This window comes from Sphingopyxis sp. Root154 (genome assembly GCF_001427105.1).
Lineage (GTDB): Bacteria > Pseudomonadota > Alphaproteobacteria > Sphingomonadales > Sphingomonadaceae > Sphingopyxis.
The window spans coordinates 377,388-394,072 of sequence record NZ_LMGI01000004.1 but is presented as its reverse complement, the minus strand read 5'-3'; the positions used below and the strand labels follow the sequence as shown (position 1 = coordinate 394,072).

10 protein-coding genes are annotated in these 16,685 nt (G+C 66.7%); 1 reads left to right on the top strand and 9 read right to left on the bottom strand.

Translation table 11 applies throughout. The features are described 5' to 3' along the window. Positions 1–17 precede the first annotated feature (17 nt). Complete coding sequence (locus ASD73_RS21460) at positions 18–2,234, bottom strand: TonB-dependent receptor (RefSeq protein ID WP_162248182.1); 2,217 nt, start codon at positions 2,232–2,234, stop codon at positions 18–20. 292 nt (positions 2,235–2,526) lie between these two features. Between ASD73_RS21460 and ASD73_RS21455 the strand changes: the two genes are divergently transcribed. Next, positions 2,527–3,222 carry a CerR family C-terminal domain-containing protein gene (locus tag ASD73_RS21455; RefSeq protein WP_056376161.1) on the top strand — a complete coding sequence of 232 codons (696 nt, stop codon included), beginning with the start codon at positions 2,527–2,529 and terminating at the stop codon, positions 3,220–3,222. A gap of 169 nt (positions 3,223–3,391) precedes the next feature. Here ASD73_RS21455 and trxA read toward each other — a convergent pair whose 3' ends face one another. From trxA to ahcY, 8 genes are all read right to left on the bottom strand, one after another. Further along, complete coding sequence (trxA, locus tag ASD73_RS21450) at positions 3,392–3,712, bottom strand: thioredoxin TrxA (RefSeq protein WP_037513673.1); 321 nt, start codon at positions 3,710–3,712, stop codon at positions 3,392–3,394. A gap of 63 nt (positions 3,713–3,775) precedes the next feature. Continuing rightward, positions 3,776–7,276, bottom strand: a complete 3,501-nt coding sequence (gene addA, locus ASD73_RS21445) for a double-strand break repair helicase AddA (protein WP_056368105.1) — start codon at positions 7,274–7,276, stop codon at positions 3,776–3,778. Beyond that, entirely contained in the window at positions 7,273–10,317 is a 3,045-nt protein-coding gene (addB, locus tag ASD73_RS21440; RefSeq protein WP_056368103.1) for a double-strand break repair protein AddB, read from the bottom strand. Before addB ends, addA begins: the two co-directional genes overlap by 4 nt. Continuing rightward, positions 10,310–11,029: a nucleotidyltransferase family protein gene (locus tag ASD73_RS21435; RefSeq protein WP_235534635.1), complete on the bottom strand. Its 720-nt coding sequence runs from the start codon at positions 11,027–11,029 to the stop codon at positions 10,310–10,312. Before ASD73_RS21435 ends, addB begins: the two co-directional genes overlap by 8 nt. After that, positions 11,026–11,997: an aminoglycoside phosphotransferase family protein gene (locus tag ASD73_RS21430; RefSeq protein WP_056368288.1), complete on the bottom strand. Its 972-nt coding sequence runs from the start codon at positions 11,995–11,997 to the stop codon at positions 11,026–11,028. Before ASD73_RS21430 ends, ASD73_RS21435 begins: the two co-directional genes overlap by 4 nt. Then, complete coding sequence (gene tsaE / locus ASD73_RS21425) at positions 11,994–12,446, bottom strand: tRNA (adenosine(37)-N6)-threonylcarbamoyltransferase complex ATPase subunit type 1 TsaE (RefSeq protein ID WP_056368098.1); 453 nt, start codon at positions 12,444–12,446, stop codon at positions 11,994–11,996. Before tsaE ends, ASD73_RS21430 begins: the two co-directional genes overlap by 4 nt. Continuing rightward, the gene (locus tag ASD73_RS21420) at positions 12,443–14,806 is read right to left on the bottom strand and encodes a PAS domain-containing sensor histidine kinase (RefSeq protein WP_056368097.1); all 2,364 of its coding nucleotides are present in this window, start codon (positions 14,804–14,806) and stop codon (positions 12,443–12,445) included. The genes tsaE and ASD73_RS21420 overlap by 4 nt, the downstream gene beginning before the upstream one ends. A 170-nt stretch (positions 14,807–14,976) precedes the next feature. Next, positions 14,977–16,392: an adenosylhomocysteinase gene (gene ahcY, locus ASD73_RS21415; RefSeq protein ID WP_056368095.1), complete on the bottom strand. Its 1,416-nt coding sequence runs from the start codon at positions 16,390–16,392 to the stop codon at positions 14,977–14,979. Positions 16,393–16,685: the final 293 nt, after the last annotated feature.

Sequence of the window (16,685 nt, the reverse complement as noted above, 5' to 3'; positions counted from 1 at the left end):
TCCAATCGATGCCGTGCCTAGAAGCGCAGCACGGCTTCCAGATTGACCGTCCGCGGCGCGTTGATCATCACGACATGGCTGTTCCCGCCGAGCAGCGGTGTGTTGATCGCCTGGCTGAAGGTCACCTCGTTCGTCAGGTTACGCCCGACGAGCGCGAGTTCCCACGCGCCGTCTTCCTTGCGGATGGCGAGGCGCGCGTCGACCTTTACATAGCCCGGCTGCGTATTGAGCGGGTTCAGGTCGCCCTGCAGATAGGATTTCGACGTGTAGTCGGCGGCGCCGCGGGCGCTGACGATCAGGTCTTCGCTCACCGGCACATCGAACTGCACATAGCCCGACGCCTTCCATTCGGGCGCGCGGGTCAGGCGCACGCCGGACAGATTGTTCGTTGCTGGCGTACAGGTGACCGGCGCGTTGTAGAGGCATGGCCCGCCCGGATAGTCGTTATATTTCGCGTCCAGATAAGCCCCCGTGGCGCCAAGGCTGACGACCTGGCTCGGCCGGTAGCGCGCCTCGACCTCGACACCTTGCGCGGTCGCCTTGGCGGCGTTGCCGGTGATGAAGGCGGTGCCGTTGTACGAGGACACCTGCAGATTGGCGAAGCGCGTCCGGAACAGCGCGATGTCGAGGTCGAGCTTGCGGTCAAACAAGCGCATTTTCGTGCCGAGTTCCCACGCGCGCGCGCGTTCGTCGTCGAAGTCGAAACGGCCATCGTTGTTGCGGATGTTGTAGAGGAGCAGCCCGTCGTTCGACAGGAACCCCCCGCCCTTCGTGCCCGTCGCATAGCTGACATAGGCCGACACCGCGGGGCTGAATTCGTAGCGGAGGCGGAGCGAATAATCCCAGAGCTTCTCGGTGCGGCTGCCGCTGATGTCGAAATCCAGATTGTTCGCGGGGATGCGCGGCCCGACATTGGTGCTCGTCCCGCGCGCATTCTTCTTTTCATAGCTGTAGCGCAGGCTGCCGCTGACGGTCAGCGCATCGGTCAGTTCGGCCTCGACGATCGCAAAGGGCGACAGCGACCAGGACGACTGGGTAAAGCCGCGCTTGCCCTCGGCCTGCGGCAGCGTCGACCCGACCAGATTGCCGTTGTAGCTGACGAGCTGCAGGATATCGAGATCGGCGTCCGTGTAAGTGGCGCCGAACGCGACGTTTATGCCCGCCGCGACATCGCGCGAGACGCGCAACTCCTGGAAGAACTGGCTGCTCTCTTCGGCCTGCAATGTGTTGAGCAGGTTGATCGGGCCGGGAATGGTGTTGAACGTGCGCTCCGAATCCACCGCCTGATAGGCGGTGATCGAGTTGACCGTCCAGTCGCCCGGGGTCCAGTTCATCGTCATCGCGCCGGTGCGCGACTTGGTGACATCATATTCCTTGGGGAAGCCGCGGCTGAACCGCCAGAAGCCGGGCTTGTCCTGCGCGTCGGCGCCGCCGCTGGCGTTACGGATGATATTGCAGAGGTTGCAGTTCGGATTGCCGATATTGTTGTAGACGGCATTCGACCCGTTGATCTCGTTCCGGAACCCCTCGGCCTTGAGCAGGATTTCGAAATCCTCGCTCGGCTCCCACAGCAATTGCGCGCGCCCCGAGCGGTATTTCGATCCGTTGTCGTCGAAACCCGTCAGCCGGTTTTCGATATAGCCGTCGGCTTGCCCTGCCCCGCCGCTCAGCCGGAGGCTCAGCGTGTCGCTGATCGGTCCCGACAGATAGCCGCTGAAATTCATGCCCCCTTCTGCCAGTTCGGTGCCCGCACGGAACTCGGCCTCGAAATCGCGCGTCGGACGGCGCGTCACCATGCTGATCGCACCGGCATTGGTGTTCTTGCCGAACAGCGCACCCTGCGGCCCGCGAACGACCTCGATGCGCTCGACGTCGAGGAACGGCACCTGCAACGAACGCGCGCGGCTGGAATAGACGCCGTCGACGAACAGCCCGACCGATTGCTCGAACGCCAGATTGTTCGCGCCCGACCCGAGCCCGCGAATGGTGATCGCGTAATTGCCATTGGTGTTGTCGATCTGGAGGTTGGGAACCGACGACTGGAGGTCGGTGAACAGGCGCTGCCCCTGCTGCTCGATCGCGTCGCCGGTCACGACACCCACCGAAATCGGCACTTCCTGAAGCGTTTGCGGACGGCGCGAGGCGGTGACGATGATGTCTTCGCTGCCCGCCGTATCGGTCGCCCCGGCCGCTTCGGCCTCCTGCGCCGCTGCGGGATGGGCAAACGCGATCATCAAGCTTCCGGTGGCAAGTGCCGTCAAGGCCCGGTGGTGGCGTGTCATCCCTCTCTCCCATGTTCACGGCCGGCGTCCCACGAGGCGCTTTTCGCACCTCTCGACTCCGGGCCTTCCCTATTATGTATCAAGTGATATATTTTGAAACAGCGGAAATCAATAGTATTCTAAGTATTTTTTCAAAGGGCGCCGAAAGCCTGATATTCTGCCGGAAACCGGATGTTTGCCAACCCGCGGGCATTTGCTTTACGCACGACAGGTCCGTTGCAGCGAAGAAGCTTTGAGGTTGATCATGACGATGGGAGATTCGGTCGAAGGGCCCGTTGCACAGCCCGGAAGAGACGCGGTGTCGAACATGTCGCCCAAGGGCGACCAGTCGCGTCAGCGCATATTGGACGCGGCGCTGATCGAGTTCGGGGCGGCGGGATTCAAGTCCGCGACGACGCGCCGCATCGCCGAACGGGCGAAGACGACGCTTCCGCCGCTGAACTATTATTTCGGCAGCAAGGAAGGGCTATATCGCGCGTGCGCCGGGGAGATAGTCGAGCGTTTCGAACGCGCGAACCATGACGCCGTAAACCGGGCAAGGCGGACCATCGAGTCGACATCGGGGCCCGAAGAGGCGCGCGACGCGCTCAAAAACCTGATGGCCGCATCGGTGGAACTGATATTGGGTAACGCGACCTATGGGCTCGGCAGCGGCATCATCGCCCGCGAACTCGCCGAGCCGGGTCCGGCCTTCGATATCTTCTACGATCGCCTGTGGCTGCCCGGCATCGAGCGCAACGCGCGGCTGATATCCCGAATCAAGTCCGAGCCCGACGTGTCAGCCGAATCGCGCGTGCAATCGATATTGCTCGTATCGAGCATCCCGTCGTTCCATACCCGCAGGATCATCGCGCAAAAGGCCATGGGATGGTCGGCGATCGGCACCGCGGAGCTGGCGCTTCTCACGAACGTCCTGCATCTCCAAATCGACCGGATGTAAGCTCGATGGCTTCTCCAAACGCCCTACGACGCCAAGCCCAAAAAGGAGCATGACGTTGCGAGAGGGGAGGCGAGGTTGCTAAAGACCGTCAAACTTCGGCAATTTAAACTTTTTGTCGCCAGACGAGCTCAAATAATACGCCACCCCGTCCGGGGTGGCGAAAATAGGGTCAGAGCGCGCCTTCGAGCCAGCCCTTGAGCGCGCTCTTCGGCGCCGCGCCGACCTTGGTGTCGGCGATCTCGCCATTTTTGAACAGGATCATCGTCGGGATGCCGCGCACACCATATTTGCCCGGCGCATCGGGATTTTCGTCGATGTTGATCTTGGCAATCACCACCTTGCCCGCGAGTTCGTCTGAGATTTCCTCGAGCGACGGGCCGATCATCTTGCACGGACCGCACCATTCGGCCCAGAAATCGACGAGCACGGGGGTGTCGCTGTCGAGCACGTCGCTCTGGAAGCTGGCGTCGGTGATCGCTTTGGTACTCATAGTCTGAACTCCTGAAATATCGTTGCCTCCAAGCTAAGGCGTTGGTGCGTCCGGCTCAAGGGCTCAACCCGGCAAATTCGCCTTGGTTGCAGGCAAGCCCGGCTTGTGCGCGTCGAGCAGGTCATCGCCCAGCACGATCAGCCGCGGCCCGGCCGTATAGAGCAAAGCCGTCTCGACGCGCCGGCGGGGAAAGATCACCCTCAGCGCATCGCGATACGCCGCCATCTGCCGCAGATAGGCGGGTGCGACATCGGCGGCGTGCGCCGGCACATGCCGCCCGGTCTTGTAGTCGATCACCGTCACCGTGTCGGGCGTGACGAGCAGCCGGTCGACAATCCCCGCCACGACCACGCCGTCGACCACCGCCGACAGCGGCACTTCGCCCAGCGAACCGGGGCCGAAAAGCGCGGCGTGCGCCGGATCCTCGATCACCGCGAGCACCTCGTCGACCATCGCCGCGCGCGCGCCCTCATCGAGCGCCGCCGCCTGTACCGCGAGCCAGTGCGATGCGGCCGCGCGGCGACGCGCGGCCAGAACCGGCGGCAACCGCTCGAACAGCGCGTGGAGGAGCAAACCGCGCTCGACCGCGACCGCGCGCTCGCCCCCCTGCGGCGGCGACGCGACATCGTCCTCGCCCAGCGCCGACGGCGCGAGCGGGCGCGGCGGGCGCGCTTCCTCGGGGGCGGATTTTGCCGCCCAAGGCGGCACGACAATCGGCGGCGCCCCTGGCCGAACCTTGTCCTTCGGCGGACGCGCCCATTTTTTCGGCTGCACCGCATAAACGCGCTTGCGGCCCCAGCGCGGCCCTGCATCCTGCCAATCGGCTCCCATGTCGGCCATCACCGCATCGACCGCGCTGTGCCAATTATTGTCGGGCAGCGTGCGGTCGGCAGTCTTGGTGATCCCGGTGACCACCAGCAATTCCTCGGCGCGCGTCATCGCGACATAGAGCAATCGCCAATGCTCCTCGCGCTCGGCCGCTTCCTTGTCGTCATGCGCTTTGGCGATCGCGCCGTGCCGTTCGTCCTTGCCCAGCCCGAACACCGGCAGCTTGTCCCACGCGCCCATCGACAGGTCGAAGGTCAGGCGTCGCGGCCGCGGATCGTCGGTCGCATCGGCAAGGATGACGATCGGCGCCTGCAGCCCCTTGGACCCGTGGACGGTCATCACCCGCACGACGTCGCTGCGCGCCTCGGTCTGGCGTTTGATCTCGGCTGTGCTGGCGGCGATATGGGCAAGGAAGCCGAGCAGCGATGGCGCTTCCCGCCGTTCGAAGGCAAGCGCCTGTCCGAGCAACTCGTCGATCGGATCGCGCGCTTCGCGGCCCAGCCGGCAGTACAGCTTGCGCCGCCCGCCCCGCGGCCCAGACAGGATGGCGTCGAGGAAACGAAACGGCGTGGTAAAATCGGCCATGCCGAGCAATCCGCGCAGCGCCGCCATCGTTTCGGGCGGCGCGTCGCTTTCACGCGCGCGAAGCTGCTCCCACAGGGCGCAGCCCTTGCGGCGATGGGCGAAACCGAACAGCTGGTCCTGCGTCCAGCCCAGCAGCGGCGAGACCAGCAGGCCGGCGAGGTTGAGGTCGTCGAGCGGCTGAACCGCAAAGCGCATCGCCGCGAGCAGATCCTGCACCGCGAGCGATTGCGTCAGCGAAAACCGATCGACCCCCGCGACCGGCACGTGCCGCGATTGCAGCCGCGCGACGATCCGCGCCGCAAGATCGCGGCGGCGGCGGACGAGGATCAATATATCGCCCGGCGCGACGCTCCGCCCGTCCTTGCCATGTTCGATCCAGTCCTGCACCTCGTCGGCAATCGCACGCGACAGGCGCAGGCTGGCAGGATCGCTCGCTGCGACGGACGATTCGCCCGATCCGGCTTCTTCTTCGCCGTCTTCGCGATCGCTCTCGTCATCGGCGGCGGCATCGAGCGCCTTGCCGACCGGGAGCGGCTCCCACAGCTCGACGCGGCCTGCGCGGTCGCGGTTGAAATCGGCGGGGATGTGCGGCGGCTCGTCGCTTTCCAGCCCCATCAGTTCAGGCGCGCCCGCCGCGATCCACGCATCGACGACGTCGAGCACCGCGGGGCTCGAGCGGTAGTTGGTGTCGAGATCGACATCCTCGAACGGCCTGCCGCCCGCCGCCGCGCGCTCGCCAAAGCGGATTCGCGCGGCCTCGAACGCCGCGGGTTCGGTGCCCTGAAAGCCGAAGATCGCCTGCTTGCGGTCGCCGACGGTGAACATCGTACGGACACGGTCGTCCTTGGCGCCCAGTCCGGCGAAAAACTCGGCCGCCAGCGACAGGATGATCGCCCATTGCCGCGCGTTGGTGTCCTGCGCCTCGTCGACCAAAATATGGTCGGTGCGCTGGTCGAGCTTGAAGCGCACCCAGTCGCCGAAATCGCCGGTGGCGAGCAGGTGGCCGGCGATGCTGATCAGGTCGTCGAAATCGGCATAACCCTTGTCGCGCTTGGCGAGGGCATAGGCTTCGGCAAAGCGGCTGCCGAGGTCCCACGCCGCCGCCAGATCGTCGGCGACCTGCATCGCGGTGGCGGTTGCCAAAAGATCGCCGGTGGCGGCAACGATCCGTTCAGCGGCGCCGAGGCAGCCGCGCATCGCGCCCTTTTCCTTGGTATAGTCGGCGCGCAGATCGCCCGTGCCGGTCAGGAAGCAGCCGCGCACCGCGGCCAGCATCGCCGCGCGCCCATGCGAATCGGCGCGGTGCCAGTCGTCCATGATATCGGCGCGTGCATCGCCGGTCTTAGTCGCCCAGTCGCGGCCGCTCAGCGCCACGGCCGCAATATCGGCGTCGGCGACGGCGCCGCCGGCAATCGCCGCCGCCCGCCAGTCGGCGGGATCGCCCTGCGGCAGGCCGAGCGCGGTTCGCAGGTCGGTCGCGCGCGGGGCAAGGCGCGGGGCATTCGCCGCCGTAAAACTGCTCGCACAGCGCGCGAGGAAGGCGATGGCTGCATCCTGCCCCAGCCGGCGCGCCAGCATCGCGGCGATGCTGCGCATATGATCGCCGTCGCCTCCCGGTTGCGACAGCAGCGTGCCCAGCACCTCGCGTTGCAGCGCGCGCGCCTCGCTATCTTCGAGCGCGCGGAACCCCGGCAATATCCGCGCCTCGAGCGGGAAGCTGGCGAGCAGGGTCTGGCAAAAGCTGTGGATCGTCTGGACGCGAACGGCGCCGCCGGGGCTGTCGATGACCGTCGCGAACAAAGATCGCGCGCGTTCGATCAGCGCCGGGACGCCGTGATCATAACCGATGAATTCAAGGTCCAGTCCCAGTGCTTTGAGTTCGGTGCGCAGGTCGCCGTCGTCCATCCGCACCCACATCGCGAGTCGTTCGTGGATGCGATGCGCCATTTCGGCGGCGCCCGCCTTGGTAAAGGTGATGCACAGGATTGCCTCGGGCGACACGCCTTCCAGCATCAGGCGCAACACGCGCGCCGACAGCACCTGCGTCTTGCCCGTCCCCGCCGACGCGCCCAGCCATACATGATCGTCGGGCTGCGCTGCGGCACGCTGGCCGATATCGAGCATTTTGAGCAGCTTGTCGGGGTCGATCATGCCGCGCCCTCGTCGGTCGCGCGTTCGTCAGTATCGGCGTCGGCGTCGCCGCGCCCGAACCATTCGTCGCGGCGCATCAAATGGTCGAAATCGGCATAGCGCTTGCCCGTATCGCCCGGAACAAAGGGCTCCTGCCCCAACAGGTAACGCGCACTCAGGTCGGCGAGCACTTCGCACGCGCGCTCAACGACCGCCGCCGCGGTCGCGGGTTTGGGCTTTTGCCCGCGGATCGCCTTCACCGCGCCATCGACCTCTTTCTTCCGATCGCGCTTCAGCTCCCAATATTCGAACGCGTCGACGATTTCGGGCGCGAGGTCGCCAAGGCCCGCCTCCTGCGCCAGCAAGCCCAGAAGACCAAGCTGGCTGTTGAGCCCGTCGCCCGTTGATTTGGCCGACGGCGCCGCACCCGTCTTGTAATCGACGATCGCGAGCGTGCCGTCGGCGGTCTGGTCGACGCGGTCGGCGGTCCCGAAAAGCAGGATGCCGTCGACGATCCGTTCGCCGCGCACCTCGTTGGCGACCGGCCAGCGTTCGTCGCGCGATACCCAGACGCGCTCGGCCGCCCAGCGCAGCGACGGCTCGATCCGCGGCAACCAGAAAGCGCTGGCCAGCGAATCGAGCGCCGGGTCGGAACGCAGCGCCGCCAGCTCGGCATCGAACGCGGCTTCGGTCAGTCCGGCCGCCTGCCAGTCCTGCAGGAATTTATGGACGCGAATGCCGAACCATTTGGCATCGGGGCCCCTGCTCAGCGGATCGAGCTCGCTCAACCGCAATATCTTTGCCGCATAAAAGGCAAAGGGATCGCGCGCGAGCTGGTCGACCCCGGTCACGCTGATCCGGTCGGGGCGCGCCGCGGGCGGCGGTACGGGGTTCGGCTTTTCGGCCGGCGCGCTGACGCCCGGCGGCACGTCGAGCATCGCCGCAAGCGCCACCACCGACTGCTCGCCGAGCCGCGCCTCGGGCAATTCGCCCGCGAGCGCCGCGAGCCGCAGCCAGAAGCGCGACGCGACCGCCGGATCGCCGCCGCTGCGCTGCGCGCGCGTCACGACGACCTCGCGCGCCGCAAACGCCCCCGCGAAATCATGCGCCGCCGCGCCCTGCTGCCGTTCGGGCGCCGCGAGTCCGAGCATCCGGCGGATGCCGGGCGCGAGCCACGGATCGGGGCTTTGCTGCTGCGGCCAGCGGCCTTCGTCGAGCCCGCCGAGGATCATCACATCGGCACGCTGCAGGCGCGCTTCGAGCAGGCCCCAGATGAACAGGCGCGGGTGCCCGCCATAAGGCGGCCGGACACTCTCGCCCGACAAGAGGTCGGCCAGCATCGCCGGAAAGTCGGCGGGCGCGACGAGCGCCGGGCCGTCGCCCTTCGCGAGCGCCCAGCGGTCGAACAATTCGGACAGCGCCCGCCCGGCATGACCGGTCCATGCCCCCTCGCCGGTCAGCCAGCCGAGCGCCGCCTGCAACGCGCCGAGCAGGACCGAAGGCGGCGCGGCAACGCCCGCCGCGAAGGGCGCGAGCGCGTTGCCCAGTCCGGCGGCGACATCCGCCCACCAGTCGCCGATCGCCTGTGCTTCGGCATGGCCGCGCCCCTTGGAATCGTCGGCGCGTTTGGCGATCCGCGCGGTGACTCCGCCCCAGCCGGGCACCAGCCCGGGCCCGCGCAGCACAAGGTCGAGCCGCCGCACCTGATCGAGCCAGGCGAGCCGCGCTTCGCCCGCACGCACCAGCGGGTGCCCGAACAGCGCCACCAGCCGCACCGGATCGAACGCCGCGGCGAACTCGGCGAGCGCGAGCAGCAGCGCCCCCGGCGGCGTCTGCCCGAGCGGCTGCCCAGCACTGTCGTCGACCGATATGTCCCAGCGCGCGAGCGCCGCCGCGACGCGTGTCGCGAGCGCGCGGTCGGGGGTCACCAGCGCGGCGGTGCGCGTCGGCGTTTCGAGCGCATGGCGCATCATCAGCGCGATCCCCTGCGCCTCCTGCCCGTCGTCGGCGAACACCGCCGCGGTGACTCCGGCGATGCCGGAGCTGAGGTCGCCCGCCCGCTGCCAGCGGGCGGTGTAGGCGGCGGGCGCGAAGAGCAGCGAAGTGAAGGGCGCGCGCGCATCGGGGCCGTCGAAGGGCGACGTCGAGTCCCACGGTTGTACCTCATCGCGCGCCACCCCCATGCGCCCGAGCAGCAGCTTCAGATGATATTGCGGGTGCGTCTCGAGCGGGCGCTCCCCAAACTGTTCGGCGCCGGGCTTGTCGAGGTCCGCTTTCACCGGCCCCAGCGCGTTCCATTCCTCGCTCGCCATGCCAAGGTCGAGCCCCGGCAGCACGACCATACCCTCGGCAAGATCGGCGACGGTGCGCAGCAGCCGCGCAATTGCGGGCGCGGCGGTGGTGACACCGGCCGCCATCGCAAAGCGCGCAGGCGGTGCTATGCGCCATCCTTCGGTCACGCGGTCCAGCAGGCGATTGCGGCGATCGGCGCGATCGATATGCCCCGTCGCGGCAAGCAGCTTCGGCCACTGGTCGACGAGCAGCGACAACCGCCGCCACGACGCCTGCCAATGCCCGGCAAGGTCGCCGAGCGCGCTTTCGATATCGGCGAGCCGCGCGGGCGCGATCTCTTCATAATGGAGCTGGTCGATCACGCGCCCCAGCCCCTCGGCGAGCTGGAACGCCGCGGCGCCGGTGATCGGTTCCTCGCCCGCCGGGTTATGCTTCTCGATCAGCCCGGCGAGCATCAGCCGCCGCTTTAGCGCGTCGATCGCGGGCGGAATGGCGTCGCTCTCGTCGATCGGGTCGAGCGCGAGCGCGACGCTTTCGTCCAGGTCGGCATCGCCGATCACCGCGAGCCGCGGCATCAGCAACCCCGTGCCCCCCGCGCGAACGAACGCCGCCTGCACCGCGCTGCGCGCACGATTGCTCGGCAGTATGATCAGGCCCTGCGCCAGCCCCAGCGCACCGTCGGCGTAGCGAGCGATCAATCCGGCGGCGAGCGCATCGGCGAAGGCCCGCTGGACGGGAATGGAAAAGACGGTGGGCTTGGCGTCAGCCATCCGTCAGCGCGGCTTCGGTCGGCGCGATGCTCGCCGGGGTGCCGACGTCGAACCATTGCCCCATATGCGACAGGCCATAAAGCCGCCCCGCCGCAATCGCGCGATCCCACAAGATGTTGGTAGAAAACGCGCCCTCGGGCGCGCCATCGAGCAGCCGCGGCGAAATGAGCTGGATACCCGTATAAACGAAGGGCGCGATCCGGCCCGGCTTGCGGCGCGACAGCTTGCCGTCGCCGTCCATATGGAAATCGCCGCGCCCGCCGTGTCCGGTTGCGCTCGCCTGACGGATGAGCAGCAGCAGCGCATCCATCTTGTCGCCATCCCAATGGCGCGCGAGGTAACGGATGCTGTCCTGCGGCCCGTCGGTCCAGATATTGTCGCTGTTGACGATCAGGATCGGATCGCCGCGAAGCTGCGGCAGTGCCTTGACCATCCCGCCGCCGGTTTCGAGCAGCAGGTCGCGCTCGTCTGAAATCGCGATGCTGAAGCTGCGCTTCTGCGCCGCGAGGTGCGCTTCCAATGCGTCGGCGAGATAATGGACGTTGACGACGACATGCTCGACGCCCGCGGCCTCGATGCGGTCTAGGCTATGGTCGATCAGCGCCTTGCCCGCGACGCGTACCAGCGGTTTCGGACGCGTCGCTGTGAGCGGGCGCATGCGCTTGCCGAGCCCGGCCGCCATCACCATCGCGCTTTCGATCTTCACGCTCACAACCAAGCCTCCGCCCGTTTCGAAGCGGGGACATTGGCGTCGAACCATTGCCGAACGGGGACAAGCGCCGGATGCGCGAGATCGCGCTCAAGCAGCCCCCACATGCGCGGCTGGAAGCTCTTGTAATGCGGCTTGTTGTCGCGCTTCCACAAGCGGACGAACACGCCGAGGATACGCGTGTTACGCTGCGCCGCGAGCGCCCAATAGGCATTCTCGATGTCCTGCCCCGTCGCTTGCATGTAGCGCGCGAGCATCGCCGTCTCGACCGCCGGGCTCACGTCGCGCCGCGCATCCTCAAGCACCGAGGCGAGGTCGTAGGCGGGATGGCCGACGAGCGCGTCCTGAAAGTCAAGCAAGCCATAATGCGTGATGCCGTCCTTGCCGGGCACGAGCATGATATTTTCGGCATGATAATCGCGCAGCACCGTGACGCGCGGCAAGCCGTCATGCTCGACCGGCGTCAGTACCTCGGCCCATGCGGCGCGAAACGCGGCGCGGTCGACCTCGATGTCGAAGGCCGGGCAATACCAGTCGCTGAACAGCATTACCTCGTCGAGCCATTGATCGAGCCCATGCACGGGAAGCCCGTCCATCGGCGCGCGCGCGTGGAGGTGGACGAGCAGGTCGGTGACCCCCGCATAATGTTCGGCCTCGGTGTCCGGCGCCTCGTCGACCGTTTCGCGCAGCCGCACGTCGCCGAAATCGTCGATCAGCAGCAGCCCCCGCTCCAGGTCGCGCGCAAGGATCGTCGGCGCGGTCAGCCCTTGCTCGCACAGAAATTCGGCGACCGCGATAAACGGCCGCGGATCCTCGTGCGGCGGCGGCGCGTCCATCAGCACCGCCTGCCGGTCGCCGTCGACGATCCGGAAATAGCGGCGGAAGGACGCGTCGCCGGCGAGCGGCAAAATCTGGGCGTCGCCCCAGCCATGCGCGGCAAGGAACGCCGGCGCATGGGGAGGCGGAATCATCGGAGCGGCCATCTTGCTCCCCAAGCGGGCGGCACTGTCGCTGTCAAGACGCGCGCGTCGCCCTCACCCGAAATCGTGAGCAGCAGCGCGTCCGGCCAGCTTTCGTCGCCCAGCCGCTCGGGCCATTCGATGAGCAGCGCGCCTTCATAAAGATAGTCGTCGAGACCCAGCTCGATCAGCTCGTCGCTATCTTCGATGCGATAGAGATCGACATGCGCGATCGGCAGATCGACCTCGGGCGGCGCATAGGGCTGGACAATCGCAAAGGTCGGGCTGGGCGCCTCGCCCGCGAGCCCGCGCGCCTTCAGCATCGCGCGCGCCAGCGTCGTCTTGCCCGCGCCAAGGTCGCCCGACAGCAACACGACGTCGCCCGCGATCAGCGCCGTCCCGATCGCAGCGCCGATCCGCTCGGCATCGTCCAAGCCGTAGTTGCAGGTAAAAACCGTCATGCGCCACGCGGCAGACTGATCCGCACGAGCGTGCCCTGGCCTTGCTCGCTCACCACTTCCATCGTCCCGCCATGCGCCGCGACGAGCTGGCGCGCGAGCGCGAGCCCGATACCCCCGGTCGCGGTCCCCGCGTGCTGCCCCCTGGCGACCGCCGCCGCCGCCTCGGGCATGCCCGGCCCGTTGTCCGACACGATGATGTCGATGCCGCGCGCATCGCCGTCGGCGTGCAGCAGCACGCGCGCGCCCGATTTTCGCGACGGCGCGGTGAAACGCACCGCATTATCGAGCAGCCCCGCGACGAGGCGCGACAGTCGCGGTGCGTCGCCGTCGATGCTCCCGAGGTTCGCCGAGATATTGCCGACAAGTTCGACCTTCTCGCCGTCGGCAAAGGGTTTGGCGGCGGTGAGCGCGGCTTCGAGCAGCGCGCGGATATCGACGGGCGCACGTTCGACCGCGAGCGTCCCCGCCTCGCCCTGCGCGAGGTCGAGCACATTGTCGATCTGGCGGGAGAGCACCGCGACCGAATCCATGATCGCGTCGATATAGACGCGCTGCTGGTCGCCAAGTTTGCCGGCATAGCCCGCCTGCAGCATCTCGCCGAAGCCGCCGATCGAGGTCAGCGGTGTGCGCAATTCATAACTCATCCGCGACAGGAAGGCGGTCTTGGCCTTGTCGGCGGCTTCCAGCGCCTCGTTGCGTTCGCGGAGCGCCCCTTCCATCTTCCGGCTCGCGGTGATGTCGAGCATGATGAGCAGCGCATTGCCGTCGGGCAGCGGGATCGACGCGAAATCGAAATGGCGCCCGTCGGCGAAGCGGACCTCGCCGACGCGCTGTTGCCGCTCGAGCGTCGCGGCGCGGATCACTTCCTGTACGATGCTGATCTGGTTCGGCTTCGCAAGCCGGTCGGCAAGCCCGCCCATCAGCGCATCGACGCGCGGATGCGCCGCGAGCGTCGGTTCGTCGATGCCCCACAGGCGGCGGAAACGCTGGTTCCACAGATGCAGCCGGCCGTCGGGCGCGAAGACCGCCACCGCCTCGAACAGATTGTCGAAGGTCGCGGTACGCACGCGAAGCAACGTGTCGCGCGCACCCGCAAGCTGTACCTGCTCGGTCTTATCCTCGGCGATCAGCAGCAGCCCGCCGTCGGGGGTCGGCTGCGCAACAACGTGAAGGTGCGTGCCGTCGCGCAGCAGCCAATCCTCTTCACTTGCACCCGGCTGCGCGAACCAGTCGACATGCGCCTGCCGCCATTCGGGATAGTTGCGCACCTCGGGCGTCCGCCCGCGTTCGCGCCAGGCATCGAGCAGCCGTGCGAACGGCAACGCCTCGGCAACATCGTCGGACTCGATACCGAACAGGCGGCGGAACGGCAGGTTCGCGAAATTGAGCCCCTGATCGGGACCGAATTGCGCGACCGCCGCCGACAATCGGTCGAGCAACTCGCGCTGGGTGTCGACGAAGCGGCGGTGCGCGCCGCGTTCGGTTTCGAGTTCCTGGATGTCGATCGCATAGCCCGCGATCCCGATCACGCGGCCGCCTTGCGGCGCCAGCGGCACGTCGACGACGCGCATGATGCGGCGTTCGCCCTCGATCGTCACCGGAATCGTACGAACCTGCGCCGATCCCGCGATGCGCGATTCGTCGGCGGCTTCGGCGGCGCTCACGCCCGCCACGGTCTCGCACAGTTCGATCGCGCCATCGATCACCGCAACCGCGCTCTTCGCCTCGACCGCGCGGACATAGGCGGTGTTCACGAGCGCGAGATGAAGGTCGGTGTCGCGGAACCACATCGGGAAGGGCGCCGCCTCGATCAGCCCCGACAAGGCCTCGAACGCAGCCATCGCCTCGTCGCGCTCGCTGCGCGCATGCGCCAGCGCCCGTTGTCCGTCGGTCGCGTCGCTCAGCCAGAGCAGCACGCCGCCCGGCCCGCCGACCGCGTTCGGCGCCGCGGCACCGTGGATGATGATCGCCCTGTCGCCGCCCTCGGGCTTCAGGCTGAGCGTAAAGGGCTTCGCGCCGCGCTGCGCGCCGAGAATCGCCTGCCGCAGCGCATCATGGCCCGCCGCGTCGAGCCCGCTGCCCAACCCGCGCAGCTCGTCGAAATTGCGCGGCCCGCGCTCGAGCCCCAACCAGCGGCCGAGCCGCTCGCTCGCCTCGATCCGCCAGTCGGCGCGGACGATGACGGGAAGCTGGGGCGACGCTTCGACGAGGCTTGCAAGCCTTTCAGCCTGCCCCGCAACGAACGCCGCGCGCCGCTGCATCGCGATCCCGCGCACGGTCGCCCAAAATCCGGCGAGCAGCCAGAGTGCGGCGAACAGACCGATGGCGAACAAAAAGGTCGGGGAAAGCGATCCGCTCATCCCGCTTCAATCTTCCACGCTTCGGCTGTCTTCGGTGCCATTCTCGCCAGCCCTAAAGGCGATGGAGTCATGTTTCAATCGCATGTCATACGGATCGGCGCGCCGCATCGTCCGATGGGCGCGCCGTCCACAGTTTTTATCGTTGCGAAGAGGGCGAAGCCCTCGACCGGTCAGTAACGATAATGGTCGGGCTTGAACGGGCCTGCGACCGGCACGCCGATATAGTCGGCCTGCTTCTGGCTCAGCTGGCTGAGCTTCACGCCCAGCTTTTCGAGGTGCAGCGCCGCGACCTTTTCGTCGAGATGCTTGGGCAGGACGTAGACATCGTTCTTATACTGCTCGCTCCGCGTCCACAGCTCGATCTGCGCGAGTGTCTGGTTGGTGAAGCTCGCCGACATCACGAAGCTCGGGTGGCCCGTCGCGTTGCCGAGATTGACCAGGCGGCCCTTCGACAGGATGATGATCTGCTTGCCGTCGGGGAATTCGACCAGGTCGACCTGCGGCTTCACTTCGGTCCACTTATAGTTCGCCAGCGCCGCGATCTGGATCTCGCTGTCGAAGTGGCCGATGTTGCAGACGATCGCCATATTCTTCATGCCCGCCATATGTTCGGCGGTGATCACGTCGGCGTTGCCGGTCGCGGTGACGAAGATGTCCGAGCGCTTGACCGCTTCGTCCATCGTCACGACTTCGAAGCCTTCCATTGCCGCCTGCAGCGCGCAGATCGGATCGATTTCGGTGACGAGGACGCGCGCGCCGCCATTGCGGAGCGACTGGGCCGAGCCCTTGCCGACGTCGCCGAAGCCGGCGACGGTCGCGACCTTGCCCGCGAGCATCACGTCGGTGCCGCGACGGATGGCGTCGACGAGCGACTCTTTACAGCCATAGAGGTTATCGAACTTCGACTTGGTGACGCTGTCGTTGACGTTGATCGCGGGGAAGGGCAGTTCGCCCTTCTTCGCGATGTGGTACAGGCGGTGGACGCCGGTCGTCGTTTCTTCCGACACGCCCTTGATCGCCTTGACCGTCTTGGTCAGGTAGCCGGGGTTCGCCGCGACAAACGCCTTCAGCGCGCGCTGCATCTCGATCTCTTCTTCATTCTCGGGCGCCGGCATTTCCTGCCCGGCTTCGAGCTTCGCGCCCCACAGCGCGAACATCGTCGCGTCGCCGCCGTCGTCGAGGATCAGGTTGCAGGTCGTGCCATCTTCCACGCCCCAGTCGAAAATGCGGCCGACATAGTCCCAATAATCGGCCAAGCTCTCGCCCTTCACCGCGAACACCGGCACGCCCGTCGCGGCGATCGCGGCGGCGGCATGATCCTGCGTCGAGAAGATGTTGCACGTCGCCCAGCGGACGTCGGCGCCGAGCGCGGTCAGCGTCTCGATCAGCACTGCGGTCTGGATCGTCATGTGCAGCGACCCGACGATGCGCGCGCCCTTCAGCGGCTGCGCCGCGCCGAACTCGCTGCGGAGTGCCATCAGGCCCGGCATTTCGGTTTCGGCGATGTTGATTTCCTTGCGACCGAAGTCGGCAAGAGCGATGTCGGCAATCACATAATCACGGGTATCGGCGGCGAGAGTGGCCACGTTCAGTCTCCTGTAGGCGAGTTCGGCCGCAGGCGAGCGGCCCCGAAAAGTCAGGTAATTATGCCCGGCGCCCTAGACGAAACGCCGCCGCCGATCAAATATAAACTTTTCTTTATATCGCAATATCGACACCGCCCGCCCGAATGCCGGGCGCACGAATCGTCGGCGCGAATGCGTCGGCCTGCGAAAATAAATTTCAGCGGGCGCAATTATGACAATCGCAGCCACGATTTTGTGACAACGAGTCGATATAGCCAAGATTCTGAAAATCCTGACTTATAATGCGCCTTGCG